At 61.4% G+C, this 12,885-nt stretch carries 10 protein-coding genes; 5 read left to right on the top strand and 5 right to left on the bottom strand.

All coding sequences use genetic code 11. The features are described 5' to 3' along the window. Positions 1-26 precede the first annotated feature (26 nt). Positions 27-992, bottom strand: a complete 966-nt coding sequence (locus tag Q8R10_RS08545) for a 2-hydroxyacid dehydrogenase (RefSeq protein ID WP_305652844.1) — start codon at positions 990-992, stop codon at positions 27-29. A 223-nt stretch (positions 993-1,215) separates the two neighbouring features. On the opposite strand from Q8R10_RS08545, the gene Q8R10_RS08550 reads away from it, so the two are divergent. Further along, positions 1,216-1,845: a LysE family transporter gene (locus tag Q8R10_RS08550; RefSeq protein ID WP_305652846.1), complete on the top strand. Its 630-nt coding sequence runs from the start codon at positions 1,216-1,218 to the stop codon at positions 1,843-1,845. Positions 1,846-2,082: 237 nt separating this feature from the next. On the opposite strand, the gene Q8R10_RS08555 is transcribed toward Q8R10_RS08550, so the two are convergent. Beyond that, entirely contained in the window at positions 2,083-3,258 is a 1,176-nt protein-coding gene (locus Q8R10_RS08555; RefSeq protein ID WP_305652848.1) for an acetyl-CoA C-acyltransferase, read from the bottom strand. A gap of 214 nt (positions 3,259-3,472) precedes the next feature. Between Q8R10_RS08555 and Q8R10_RS08560 the strand changes: the two genes are divergently transcribed. Then, positions 3,473-5,155 (top strand): fatty acid--CoA ligase, encoded by a 1,683-nt coding sequence (locus Q8R10_RS08560; RefSeq protein ID WP_305652850.1) that lies wholly within the window; start codon positions 3,473-3,475, stop codon positions 5,153-5,155. Positions 5,156-5,576: 421 nt separating this feature from the next. Next, complete coding sequence (locus Q8R10_RS08565; RefSeq protein WP_305652852.1) at positions 5,577-7,358, top strand: DUF1302 domain-containing protein; 1,782 nt, start codon at positions 5,577-5,579, stop codon at positions 7,356-7,358. Between the two features lie 159 nt (positions 7,359-7,517). On the opposite strand, the gene Q8R10_RS08570 is transcribed toward Q8R10_RS08565, so the two are convergent. Beyond that, positions 7,518-8,378 carry a hypothetical protein gene (locus tag Q8R10_RS08570; protein WP_371133303.1) on the bottom strand — a complete coding sequence of 287 codons (861 nt, stop codon included), beginning with the start codon at positions 8,376-8,378 and terminating at the stop codon, positions 7,518-7,520. Between the two features lie 136 nt (positions 8,379-8,514). On the opposite strand from Q8R10_RS08570, the gene Q8R10_RS08575 reads away from it, so the two are divergent. Continuing rightward, the gene (locus Q8R10_RS08575; RefSeq protein WP_305652856.1) at positions 8,515-9,192 is read left to right on the top strand and encodes a TetR/AcrR family transcriptional regulator; all 678 of its coding nucleotides are present in this window, start codon (positions 8,515-8,517) and stop codon (positions 9,190-9,192) included. 127 nt (positions 9,193-9,319) lie between these two features. Beyond that, positions 9,320-10,261, top strand: a complete 942-nt coding sequence (locus Q8R10_RS08580) for an alpha/beta fold hydrolase (protein ID WP_305652858.1) — start codon at positions 9,320-9,322, stop codon at positions 10,259-10,261. A 360-nt stretch (positions 10,262-10,621) separates the two neighbouring features. Here the strand turns inward: Q8R10_RS08580 and Q8R10_RS08585 are convergent, their stop codons facing one another. Beyond that, positions 10,622-11,458, bottom strand: a complete 837-nt coding sequence (locus tag Q8R10_RS08585) for a metal-dependent hydrolase (protein WP_305652860.1) — start codon at positions 11,456-11,458, stop codon at positions 10,622-10,624. Between the two features lie 158 nt (positions 11,459-11,616). Next, complete coding sequence (locus Q8R10_RS08590; protein WP_305652862.1) at positions 11,617-12,657, bottom strand: AraC family transcriptional regulator; 1,041 nt, start codon at positions 12,655-12,657, stop codon at positions 11,617-11,619. Positions 12,658-12,885 lie beyond the last annotated feature (228 nt).

The raw sequence follows: 12,885 nt of genomic DNA on the forward strand, positions 1-12,885 counted from the left end.
AGGGGGGGCAGAAAACGGGGCGCAGCTTAGCCGACCTGCCGGCGCGGCGCACCGGCGAAATAGCCCAAGGCGTTGTCGACCAGCTGCAGCACTATGCGTTGCCGCGCCTCGCGGCTGCCCCAGGCGCAATGCGGGGTGATGATCAGTCGTGGAATGTCGGCGGCCAGTAGTGGATTGCCGGCGCTCGGTGGCTCGATGCTGAGCACGTCAACAGCCGCACCGCCTAACTGACCGGCGCGTAGCGCGGCGGCCAGCGCCTGTTCGTCAACCAAGCCACCGCGGGCGGTATTTAGCAGCAACGCGGTCGGCTTCATCGCGGCCAATTGCGCGGCGCCGATCAGGTTGCGGGTTTGTTCGGTAAGTGGGCAATGCAGGCTCAGGGCATCGACCTGCGGCAACAGTTCGGCCAGCGGCAAACGGTCGGCGCGCGCTGGGCGCCCGGGCAGCTGGCCGAGCAGTACGCGCATACCAAAGGCCTGCGCCAAGCGGCTCACCGCGCTGCCCAGTTCGCCATGGCCGAGCAGGCCGAGGGTCTTGCCCTCCAGCTCGATAATCGGGAAATCCAGCAGGCAAAATTGCGCGGCCTGTTGCCAGCGCCCAGCCGTTACCGCGCGCTGGTAGTCGGGCAGGCTGCCGGCCAAGGCCAGCAGCAACATCAGTGTGTGTTGGGCCACGGCCTGGGTGCCGTAGGCCTGGCAGTTGCTGACGCAGATACCCAGCGCGCGGGCGGCGGCCAGGTCGACATTGTTGGTGCCGGTGGCGGCGACCAGGATCAGCTTGAGCTGCGGGCAGGCGGCCAGGGTCGCGGCGTCAAGCACCACCTTATTGATGATCGCTACGCTGGCGCCGCGCAGACGCTCGATCACCTGTTCGGGACGGCTTTGTCCGTGCAATTGCAGTTCACCGAAGCTGGCGTGCAGCGGGCCTAGGTCGAGGTCGCCAAGATCAAGGGAGGCCTGGTCGAGAAATACCGCGCGGCTGATTGTATTCATCGGCTGTACCTTTTTAAGTGGGGGAGCAAGGGGCTAACAGGCCGTTGAAAAAGGTAGCGAGCGAAGGTCAGGCAAGGCGAAATCAGCCGAAAAAGCGCAGTTTACTGGTCGTAAATAAGCATTTTTAGGCTGATTTCAACGCAGCATGGCCGAGCGCAGTATTTTTCCAACGGCCTGTTAAGCTGACCAGCCTATCAGAAGCCTATTTGCGGTGGCGCAGCCCATGTACTGGACAGAATTTCTCACTGTGGCCTTGGTGCATTTACTGGCAGTCGCCAGCCCTGGGCCGGACTTCGCCATTGTGGTGCGCGAAAGTGTCGGCAGCGGTCGGCATGCGGGTGTCTGGACGGCCATCGGCGTTGGCAGCGGGATTCTGCTGCATGTCGGTTATTGCTTGCTGGGTATTGGCTTGCTCGTCTCGCAGTCGATCATGCTGTTTAACCTGCTCAAATGGCTGGCGGCGGCCTACCTGATTTATATCGGCATTCGCGCGCTCCGGGCCAAACCGGCCGATCCACTGCAAGCCCAGCAGGCGCTTGAGGCGGTGGCGGTGACCGCCCGTGGCGCCTTTGTCCGCGGCTTTGTGACTAACGGGTTAAACCCCAAGGCGACCTTGTTCTTCCTGTCGTTGTTTACCCTGGTGATCAGCCCGCAAACGCCGCTGCTGGTGCAGGCCGGTTATGGCGCCTATTTGGCGGTGGCGACGGCGGCGTGGTTTTGCGCGGTGGCTTTGTTGTTCAGCCATGCGCGTGTGCGCAACGGTTTTATCCGCATGGGCCATTGGTTCGACCGGATGATGGGCACGGTGCTGGTGGCGCTGGGGATTAAAGTGGCGCTGAGCGAGCTGCACTGAATTTTAGCCGCGTGTATGGACTGGATAGATGGTGGACAGGCTAGGCGATGCCTGGAGCGCGGGAATTCGTAGGGTGGGGCGCATGACCACGGGCTATCTACTGATGCTTAGTCAGTTGCGCCGTAACCCACCAGATGGGGCAGGCCGATTACCGTTTGGTGGGTTACGTGGCGCACAGATGCTGCAGTTGATTTTCAAACCCTGCTCTGCGCCACTAACCCACCCTACAAAAGCGACTTAGATCAGCTCGATGGCCACCGCAGTCGCTTCACCGCCGCCGATGCACAGCGCGGCGATGCCGCGTTTGCCGCCGGTGCGTTGCAGGGCGTTGATCAGGGTGATGATGATCCGCGAGCCAGTCGAGCCAACCGGGTGGCCCTGGGCGCAGGCGCCGCCGAAGATGTTGACTTTGGCGTGGTCCAGGTCGTGCTCACGCATGGCCAGCATGGTGACCATGGCGAAAGCTTCGTTGATCTCGAACAGGTCGACCTCGGCCTTGTCCCAGCCGATTTTTTTCAGCAGGTTAGTGATAGCGCCGACTGGCGCAATGCAGAACTCGCTGGGGTCTTGGCTCTGGGTGGCGTGGGCGACTATCTTCGCCAGCGGCTTGAGGCCACGGCGGGCGGCTTCTTCGGCGGTCATCATGATCAGGGCACTGGCGCCGTCGGAAATCGAGCTGGCGTTGGCGGCGGTGATGCTGCCGTCTTTGCGAAAGGCCGGTTTCAGCGTCGGGATTTTCTCCAGATTGGCGTTCAGGGGTTGCTCGTCGTCTTTCACCAGCACTTCGCCTTTACGGCTAGTCACGGTGACCGGGACTATTTCGCTGGCCAGCCAGCCACTGTTGATGGCGTTTTGCGCGCGCTTGAGCGACTCAATCGCGTAAGCATCCATCTCTTCGCGAGTGATGCCGTTGGCGTCTGCGGTTTCCTGGGCAAACGAGCCCATCAGGCGGCCGGTGCGGGCGTCTTCCAGGCCATCGAGAAACATGTGGTCCTTGATTTCGCCGTGACCCATACGCAGGCCGGTGCGGGCTTTTTCCAGAATGTAGGGGGCGTTGGACATGCTTTCCATGCCGCCGGCGACCATCACGCTGTTGCTGCCGGCTTTCAGGGCGTCGTGGGCCAGCATCACGGCTTTCATGCCCGAACCGCAGAGCTTGTTGACCGTGGTGCAACCGGCTGCGCTGGGTAATCCGGCGTTTAGTGCGGCTTGGCGGGCCGGACCTTGTTTGAGGCCTGCCGGCAGCACGCAACCCATGATAACTTCCTCGACATCGCAGGCATCAATGCCGGCGCGCGCCACGGCTTCACGGATGGCGATGGCGCCCAGTTCGACGGCAGGAACGCTGGACAGGCTGCCTTGGAAGCCACCCATGGGGGTGCGGGCGCCGCTGACGATGACGATATCGGACATCAAACTCTACCTTTGTCATGTAATAAGGGGAGGGTGGATAAAACTACTTTCTGGAGTTTATTCTACCGGGTGACCATAAACGCAAAAAGAGTCACGGATGGTGTTTTTTTGTGTGCCGCGATCAACGGATCGCCGCGAAGATAAAAGCGCTCTGAGTGCCTTCAATTGCAGCAATAAAAAATTCAACAATAAACCCAGCTTTGAGGTCTCTCCCATGTTGCAGACGCGTGTAATTGCCCCGGCAGCCAATGCCCACCAGTCGCCCTTGTTGATTAAAAGCCTGCTGCTGTCTGGCGCCCGTTACGAGCGCACCCGCGAGATCGTCTATCGCGACCAGCTGCGTTTCAGTTACCCGACCCTGGTTGAGCGCATCGCGCGACTGGCCAATGTGTTGACCGAGGCCGGTGTCCAGGCCGGCGACACCGTGGCGGTGATGGAGTGGGACAGCCACCGCTACCTGGAGTGCATGTTCGCCGTACCGATGCTCGGTGCGGTGCTGCAGACCGTCAATGTGCGGCTGTCGCCGGAGCAAATTTTGTACACCATGAATCACGCCGAAGCCAAGTTCGTGCTGATTAACAGCGACTTCGTGCCGATCTTCAATGCCATAGCCCCGCACCTGCAAACGGTGCAAAAGACCATTTTGCTCACCGATGGCGAAGCCAAGAGCGCCGAGTTGTTCAATCTGGTCGGTGAATACGAAAACCTGCTGGCCGCCGCCAGCCCGAGCTATACCTTTGCCGACTTCGACGAAAACTCGGTCGCGACCACCTTCTACACCACCGGCACCACCGGCAACCCCAAGGGCGTGTACTTCACCCATCGTCAGTTGGTGCTGCACACCCTGGCGCTGGCCACCACCACCGGCTCGCTCGACAGCATTCGGCTGATGGGCACCGATGATGTGTATATGCCGATCACCCCGATGTTCCATGTGCATGCCTGGGGCATTCCCTACGTAGCGACCATGCTGGGCCTCAAGCAGGTGTACCCGGGCCGCTATGAGCCGGAATTGCTGGTGGAGCTGTTCAAACGCGAGAAGGTCACCTTCTCCCACTGCGTGCCGACCATTTTGCAAATGGTGATGGGCACCAAGGCCGCGCAAGGACTGAACTTCAACGGCTGGCGGGTGATTATCGGCGGCGCTGCCCTGACCCGTTCGCTGTACCTGCGGGCCAAGGAATGCGGCATTCAGCTGACCGCCGCCTATGGCATGTCGGAAACCTGCCCGATTGTGTCCTGCGCCTACGTCAACGAAGAGCTGCTGGCCGCCAGCGAAGACCAGCAAATCAACTACCGCATCAAAGCCGGTGTGCCAGTGGCCCTGGTGGAAGTGGCGATTATGGACAGCGAGGGCAATCACTTGCCGTCCGATGGCCACACTCAGGGCGAGTTGGTACTGCGTTCGCCTTGGCTGACCCAGGGCTACTTCCGCGAGCCGGAAAAAAGCGCCGAGCTGTGGGAAAACGGCTGGATGCACACCGGCGACGTGGCGACTCTGGATGAGCTGGGTTACATCGACATCCGCGACCGCATCAAGGATGTGATCAAGACCGGCGGCGAGTGGATTTCCTCGCTGGAGCTGGAAGACCTGATCAGCCGCCATGCCGCCGTGCGCGAAGTGGCGGTGATCGGCGTGCCCGACCCGCGCTGGAGTGAAACACCGTTCGCCCTGCTGGTGCTGCACGAGGGCCAGAGTTTGGATGCCAAGGGCTTGCAGGAACATTTGCTGCCCTATGTGGACGAAGGCCGGATCAACAAATGGGGCATTCCACGGCAGATCGCGGTGGTCAGCGAAATTCCGAAAACCAGCGTCGGTAAGCTGGATAAAAAGCTGATTCGGGTCGAAGTGGCCAAGTGGCAAGCCGACAACAGCGACTGTTTGTCGAGTGTATAAGGGCTAACGCCTGGCGCTGTCTAAACCTCCAAGGCTTATGCTGAGGCGCCAAGACTGCACAGCTGTGCTGTATTGAAACGGGCTGTCGGCATCCGCTGGCAGCCCGTTTTTTATTGGTTGTGTAGTGGTTAGGTGTTGCCGCGCCTAAGCCCTTTGTAGGATGGGTTGAGCTTGCGATACCCATCGAGTATCGACGGCGATCAAGCCCGTGATGGGTATCGCTGCGCTCCACCGCATCCTACGACCGGCTTTCCATCGGATAATGGGCATCAACACATAACGAGCACATGGCCTTGCCATTCGTTGCTTTGCGCCAAGACTTGCCTGCGGCCGGCCGGCACTGGAAACTTGGCGATTAATGGCTGCCAGCCCTTGGCGGTGCGCGGGCGGATTTGCCCGGCAGTATTTTCCTGAGAATTTCATGTCGTCGTTTTATTCCCCAGCCTTTCGCACGCTATGCTCGCGCGCCCTTGCCCGGCTGCTATTGAGTTTGCCCTGCACCCTGGCGGCGCCGGCCTGGGCGGTGCCGTTCAATATTGGCGGGCTGGAGGCCAACCTCGATTCGCGCTTGGCGCTGGAAGTCGACTGGGCCATGAGTGCGCCGGACCGCGAGCTGATCGGCACGCGTAACGGCGGCACGGCCGCGGCGCAGACTGGCGACGATGGCCGGCTAAATTTTGCCCGTGGCGATGCCTTCTCCAAACGCTTCGATGGCTGGCATGGCCTGGAGTTACGCCAGGGTGACAGCGGCCTGTTCGTGCGTGGCCACTATTGGTATGACTTCAGTCTGCTGGAGCAATCCTTGCCGCTCTATGACGTCGATGACCACGGCCGTCAGCCCGGCGCCCAGGCCTCGGGCGGCGAAATCCTCGAAGCCTATGGCTACCACAACTACCAACTCGACGGCCCACACGGCGACTTAGCCGGCGCCGTGCGCGGCGGTAAACAGCTGCTGCGCTGGGGCGAGAGCCACTTGCTGGAAAATCCGCTGAACAGCATCAACCCGCTGGATCGCCAAGCCTTGCAGCGGCCGGCGACGCCCATCGAAGACGGCGCGTTGCCGGTCAATCTGTTGCACCTGGGCCAGCAACTGACAACCAGTCTTTCAGCCGAACTGTTTTATCAGCTGGACTGGCAAGCCGAGGTGCAGAGCAATTGCGGCACTTTCTTTGCCGTCAGTGATGTGCAGGCCCAGGGCTGCGACAGCCGGTTGGCGGTTGCCGGTTCCGACTTTGCCCCGCAGGCGGCTGGTTATCGCTATCTGCCGCGCCTGCCCGATCAAGAGGCCCGCGACAGTGGCCAGTACGGGGTGGCGCTGCACTGGCAGGCGGAGGCGTTAGGCGGCAGCGAGTTGGGCCTGTATGCCCTGAACTACCATAGCCGTGGGGCGTTTTTCAGCACCCAGGTTGGCCAGCCCGTCGGGCAGGTTGATCCGCTAAGCGGCGCAACCAGTGCCCAGTACCAAATGGGCTACCCAGAAGATATTCGCCAGTACGGCCTAAGCATTGCCCGTGAGCGCGGCGGCACCCGGCTGTTTGCGCAACTCAGTCATAGCCCGAATATGCCGCTGCAACTCAATGGTGCCGACTTAACTCTGGTGGCCCTGGAACCGATGGCCATGGCGGCTAATCCGCTGCTCAGCAGTGGCTATGCCAGCGGGGCGGCCGGCAGTCGGCTGCGCGGTTATCAGCGCCGTGCCATGACCCAGTTGCAACTGGGTTTTACCCAGGTGGTCGAGCAGGTGCTGGGCGCCGAACAGCTCAATCTGCAGGCCGAGGTCGGCGTCGCCCATCTCAACGGTGTGGCGGACAGCCAACTGCGTTTCGGCCGCGATGCGGTGTATGGGGTGGGGCAGCTGCCGGATAACCGCCAGTGCGCTGGGCTCAACCCCCAGGGCGCTCAGGCCTGTAACGAGCACGGTTTTTACACCGAGCAGTCCTGGGGTTATCGCGCGCGCGCCAGCCTGGAGTACGCGGATGTGTGGCCGGGCCTTAATCTGTCGCCCAATCTGGCCTTGGCTCAGGATGTGCGTGGTTACGGCCCGCAGTTCAATCAGGGCAGCAAGGCGCTTGGCGTCGGTTTGGCGGCCGAGTTTCAGCACAGCTACAACGCCAGCCTGAGTTACAACAGCTTCTTTGGCGGCGCTTATAACCCACGCAGCGATCGTGATTTTCTGGCGTTGAGTGTCGGCCTGAGTTTCTAAGCTGTGCCCGCACGCTGGTTGAGCTAGCGGCGCTGGGCTTTGCGTAGGGTGGGCTTTAGCCCACCAATATTGCGGCGTTCAGAGGCGGTGGGCTGAAGCCCACCCTACGCAATCGTCCTTCACACGTAACTGGGACAGAGCCAATTTCTAATCTGCCCGCTAGAGCTGTGGCTCCTTGGGCGCCGACAGGTCGAGTTTGCTGGCCGCCGGGGCGGGGCGTTTTAGCGGTTGCGCCTGCTGTTTTTCGACGTCGGCCTGAATCATCAGCAACACCGGCAGCAGCTCCGTCAGGCTATTGCGCACCTGGGGGTAGGGGTGCTGGCGGCTGAGGCTGTCGATGCGCGCGAGCAGTTGTGGGCGCACGTCGCTGGGCAAATGTACGAATAAGCCGGGCAATTGCTTGCCCAGCTCTGCGCCATACAGCACCAAGTCTTCCTGGCTGAATTGTTTACTCAACTCCAGATAGTCGAGGGCGCTGGCGGTCAGCATGGCGGCGGCGGCCTTGGTCTCCTGCAGGCCCTTGAGGCGCACCGGATTGCTCTGCTCGGTGGGCGACAGGGTGGTCCAGAACTCGGTGGTGAGGGTGAACAGCACCGCCTGCTGCTGCATCGAGTAGGTCATCAGGCCCAGGGCTTCGGCGCCGTAAGGCTGCTGTTTGGCGCCAAAATCAAAGTACAGGCGCATCAGCTCCTTGAGCTGGAACAACAACTCGCGGGCCTCGTTCTGCCGCAGCTCTAGAGGTGCATAGATATTCAGCTGGGGCTTGAAGTTTTCCACGCTGACCATGCGCAGGTAGATCGGCCCAGTGAACTCGCCGCTGCGCCGTGGCAGGGCGTTGGCCTGGGTTTTGTCGAGTTTTTGCAGGGCCGCGATCATCTGCTGGTAACTGGCGCTGTCCCAGGGTTTTTGCACGTCGGGAATCTTCTCGCCCAGGTAAAACAACTCGCCGGCGCGCAGCGGCTGGCAAATAACCAACAAAAGGATGGCCAGCGGCCAGAGCAAGCGGCGTGTTAGCTTCATCGGCAAAGAACAGTCCGGTGGGTGAGGGCGTGGCCAAGAGTACTCAGCTCAACCGCCGCCGTCACCCGCGCCTTGGTTGGGAGTGCGGCTCAATGGCATTAGATGCAGCCGAGAATTTGCTTGGGGGTGCGGGTCAATGTCATTAGAGGCAACTGAAAATGGCGCGGTGCGCGCGGTGTTTGAAGACCTCGGCGGTTACGGCGCGGTCGCCCGCCAGCAGGGGGCGCAGGTGGAGGGGCCGCTGCTGGGGCATTTGCAGCGGACCAATATCCAGTTGGCGGCGATCCCGATGTTCGCCAGCAAGGGCCTGGCCGAAACCACGGTGAATGACCTGCTGACGGCGGCCAATGTGTCGCGGCGCACCTTCTACAAATACTTCAGCAACAAGATGGAGGTGCTGGCAAGCATCTACCAGATGTCGGTGTCTTTGCTGTTGGCGCGTTTTGGCGAGATGCAGCCGGTGGCCGACAGCCCGCAGACTTGGCTGCGGGCCATGGTCGCGCTGTTTTTTGACTATCACCTGGCGGTCGGGCCGATCATCCGGCTGATGCAGGAAGAAGCCCTGCGCGCCGACTCGCCCTTGGCCGCCCATCGCCAGCGCGCCCATCTGGAAATGGTCCGGCTGCTGATCGAGCGTCTGGAGGCGGGCCAGTCGCAGCGCCATCCGCTGACTTATCGGGCGCTGATCTGGGCGCTGGAGGCGGCATCCCTTGAGCTGCTCGGCCGCCAGGCCAAACGCGCCGAGATCGAGCAGGCCAAACAGGTGATGGGCGACTTGCTGATCGCTGCGCTCTGTCCGAGCCTCGTGCCCTGATTTGTATCCTTAGTTGGCCTGATATGCCCGGCTCATCGGGCCCCACTGACCATTAGATTGGGCGCCAGGGCGGCGCCTGCGTGCTCTGATAAGCACCCGATAAAAACAATATGTATGAGGTGCCCGCATGTCGCTTGCCAATTCCGCCCTGTTGCCGCCGTTGGCGGAAGGCATGGCCCGTTTGGGCTTTGGTTCTTTGTCGCTGGCGGCGTTAAAGCAGCGTTATGGCCATCCCGATTGCGGCTCACGCTTTATCGAACTGGGCGGTTTTAATCTGCACTACCGCGATGAGGGCGACCGCAATAAACCGGTGCTGGTGCTGATCCACGGCGTGGTGTCCTCGCTGCACACCTGGGACGCCTGGTTGCCGACCTTTGCCGCTGACTATCGGGTGATTCGTTTCGACGTGCCGGGCTTTGGCCTCACCGGGCCACCCCGGGACGGCGTCTACTCACCCGAGCGGATGACCGAGGTGCTGGACTTGTTGCTCGATCATCTGGGCGTGAGCAAGGCCGCGATTGTCGGCAACTCGTTGGGCGGCTATATCGCCTGGAACTACGCCCTGCTCAAACCCGAGCGGGTGACCAAGCTGGTGTTGATCGACCCCGCCGGCTACCCGATGGCCAAGGTGCCGTGGATGATCGCTGCGGCGGTGCTGCCCGGTGCAACCCGGTTGATGCCGCTGTGGATGCCACGGGCGCTGATCGCCCAGGGAATTAAAGAAGTTTATGGCGACGCGAAGCGGATTCAGCCGGGCGTGGTTGACCGTTACTACGACCTCAGCCGGCGGCCGGGCAATCGCCAGGCAATGATGGAAATCTTCCGGGTGTTGCTGCAGGTCAATCGCGACGAGCTGCACAGCACACCAGCGCGAGTGGCGGCCATTCAAGCGCCGACGCTGTTGCTCTGGGGCGCCCGCGACCGCTGGATTTCACCGCAGCACGTGCCACTTTGGCAGCGCGATTTACCCTCGATTCAGGTGCAGGTGTATGCCAGCGTCGGGCACGTCCCTATGGAAGAAATTCCCGCCCAAAGCGCCGCCGATACTCAGAGGTTTTTGCAGGCTTGAAGGTCGATACCGGCAGCTGCCAGAAGCATCTGGCAGTTATAAAAAAAGCTGTGTCCTAGTTATTTTCTGCAAAGCGCAAGCCCTGTAGTCTCTGGTTTGTGGCCCTGATGAATGTGGGGGAGCCCTGCAGGATTGTCAGCGTACTCACGCTTGCTTCGCGGATAAATCCGTTCCTACACAAGCCCGGCACCTGCAATAATTTAATCGGCTGGCCAACCCTGTAGGAGCGGATTTATCCGCGATTGGCCGGTGCAGGCAGCACAGGTATCAAGGCTAATTTCCTGTCTAGAAAGGTTAGGTCCTGTGCAACATGTATCTGCTTATAGCCACTAAAAAGCCCCTCGCGGGGCTTTTTTAGTTTCAGGCGGCGGCGCTGACGGGTGGCTCGAACTCGTCGCGAAATTGCTCGAGCAAGTCGAGGTTGTTGTGTTGCCAAGGGTGGAAGCCGGCCTTGAAGAAATCCAGGTAGGCGCCGATCAGCGGGCGGAAAATCCCCTGCTTGCCCCAGCTCCATTGCAGGCCATCGCGCCACAGTCGCCAGTTCCACAGCAGGCCATCTTCTTTGAGCATGTGCAGCATGCCGCGGCTGGTGTCGAAAATGAAGAAGAAGGTGCCCATCAGCATGGCCCGGCGCAGCAGTTTGCGACTGCCGCAGACCTGCTTGTACACATCGAACGCCACCGCCTTGTGCTCGGTTTCTTCCAGGGCATGCCAGCGCCACAGGCGGCTCATCTGCGGGATGGCGCCGTCCAGGGCCTTGGAGTTTTTCAGCAGGCCATCGGCGAGGATTGCGGTGATGTGCTCCAGCGCCGCGGTGGCGGCCAGCTGGCGCTCTGGCGAGAATTTCTTCTGGGTGAAGCGAATCCGTGCCTGGGCCCGGCGCTCGATGGTGCCGATGTCGTAACCCAGTTCGCGCAGGCGGTTGCTGTACTCCAGATGCTCGCGGCTGTGGTGGCCTTCCTGGCCGATAAAACCACGGATCTGCTCCTTGAGTATGGGGTCGCTGATCTGGTCGCGGAACTGGCGCACCGAGTCGATAAAGAAGCGTTCGCCGTCGGGGAACAGCACCGACATGGCGTCGAACAGATGGCTCTTGAAGGCATCGCCGCCGTGCCAGTGACGCGGCAGGGGGCTGGGCAAATTAAAGTCCAGATGACGCGGGCGAATCTGCAAACCTGCCGGTGTGGTGCTGGCCATGATGACTCCCTGAGTCGGCAATGAAGGTGCTCGAACTATGGCCGGCTAGCGCGGGCGGGCACAGGTTCACATCAGCCAATGTTACGGTCATATGCGGCCATGGTGCGGCAGCCAATCGAAGGGCTGGGGTGTTGCGGCATTCGCTCTGTCGCGGGTGATTACTGCGCCGCGGGGGTTTCGGCCATGGCGCGCTGGCGGTATTCCCGTGGGCCGATCTGCAGGCGTTTGCGAAAGGCGGTAAAGAAGCTTGCCGGCGAGGCATAGCCCAAGCGGTAGGCGATCTGGCTGATCGGTTCGTCAGATTTTGCCAGCAGCAGCATGGCGCGCTCGCAGCGTATCTGGGCGCTCATTTCGTGCAGGCTGGTGCCTTCGGCTTGCAGGTAGCGGTTGAGGCTGCGCGGGCTGATCGCCAGCATCTGCGCCAGCTCGGCCAGGCGCGGTTGCACGCCTTCGGCCTCGCGCAGCATCATCGCCAGCCACTGGCTGTATTGCTTGGTCCGTTGGTTTGGACAGTCTTGGTTGGCCAGCTCGACGCCATCGAGCGGTGGGCTGCCGGCCGGTTGGTGCAGGGGTTGGTCGAGCAGGGCTGCGGGCAAACGGCAGCGGACTTCGGGCAAGGCATTGGCGCTGAACTGAAAGCGTGTCGGGCGTAGCCGCGCATAACGCTCGGCATGCGCCGGCCTGGGCATCGAGAGGAAAATCTCCAAGCCCGGCGCCTGCTTGAGCATGGCCGTCATGTCGCTGTGAAAAGACACCGCGAGCAGTTCTTCCATGGCATACAAGGTCTGCTGGCTCAGCATGGCCGCGGGGCGAATCAGCCACTCGCCATAATCGGCGTGCCGTTGGTAGGTGAAGAAAAACCCATTGGTGATCAGCTTGCTGAAACGCGCACCCAGGCGCAGCAGTTGGTCGGCCGTGCGGCATTGGCGCAGCGCCACGCCGAGTGCCGCGTGGTTATCGATGCTGATGTTCTGGCCAAGCTCAAAACCCAGGTCGTCGCGTTGCAGTTCGGCGGCGGCGGCGCACAGCAGGCGATCAAACTCCTGGAAGGTGATGAACTCGCCGGCCAATTGCAGCTTCTGCGCCGGCAGTTGCGCGCGTTCGAGAATGCGCTCCAGGTCGCTGGCGTGCTGGCGCTGCAGAATCGCCAGCAGGGGCGCGACGTAGCGCGACGACAGGAAGGGTTCATAGAGGGGCATGGGGCTTGGGCGACTCGCTGCGCTGACGACGATTGGCGTGAAATATAAAGTTTATTACGCGGGCAGTGGGCAGACTTCCGTTCCTTGTGGCTGAAAATTTCCCGCTTCTTTGCCTCTCACTGTAGAGCAATGCCGTGGTGACGGCGGTTGTCGTGACCCACAGTTCGCGACGCATTGAACTACTGTTTTGACGAGTGGCTGAGCGAGTCGCTGTACAGGCCGTGTATG

The sequence above is a fragment of the Pseudomonas sp. genome (genome assembly GCF_030698175.1).
Classification (GTDB): Bacteria; Pseudomonadota; Gammaproteobacteria; order Pseudomonadales; family Pseudomonadaceae; genus Aquipseudomonas.

Coding starts and splice junctions, on each gene's coding strand:
- Q8R10_RS08545 (WP_305652844.1), bottom strand. CDS start 992: ATGAATACAATCAGCCGCGCGGTATTTCTCGACCAGGCCTCCCTTGAT.
- Q8R10_RS08550 (WP_305652846.1), top strand. CDS start 1,216: ATGTACTGGACAGAATTTCTCACTGTGGCCTTGGTGCATTTACTGGCA.
- Q8R10_RS08555 (WP_305652848.1), bottom strand. CDS start 3,258: ATGTCCGATATCGTCATCGTCAGCGGCGCCCGCACCCCCATGGGTGGC.
- Q8R10_RS08560 (WP_305652850.1), top strand. CDS start 3,473: ATGTTGCAGACGCGTGTAATTGCCCCGGCAGCCAATGCCCACCAGTCG.
- Q8R10_RS08565 (WP_305652852.1), top strand. CDS start 5,577: ATGTCGTCGTTTTATTCCCCAGCCTTTCGCACGCTATGCTCGCGCGCC.
- Q8R10_RS08570 (WP_371133303.1), bottom strand. CDS start 8,378: ATGAAGCTAACACGCCGCTTGCTCTGGCCGCTGGCCATCCTTTTGTTG.
- Q8R10_RS08575 (WP_305652856.1), top strand. CDS start 8,515: ATGTCATTAGAGGCAACTGAAAATGGCGCGGTGCGCGCGGTGTTTGAA.
- Q8R10_RS08580 (WP_305652858.1), top strand. CDS start 9,320: ATGTCGCTTGCCAATTCCGCCCTGTTGCCGCCGTTGGCGGAAGGCATG.
- Q8R10_RS08585 (WP_305652860.1), bottom strand. CDS start 11,458: ATGGCCAGCACCACACCGGCAGGTTTGCAGATTCGCCCGCGTCATCTG.
- Q8R10_RS08590 (WP_305652862.1), bottom strand. CDS start 12,657: ATGCCCCTCTATGAACCCTTCCTGTCGTCGCGCTACGTCGCGCCCCTG.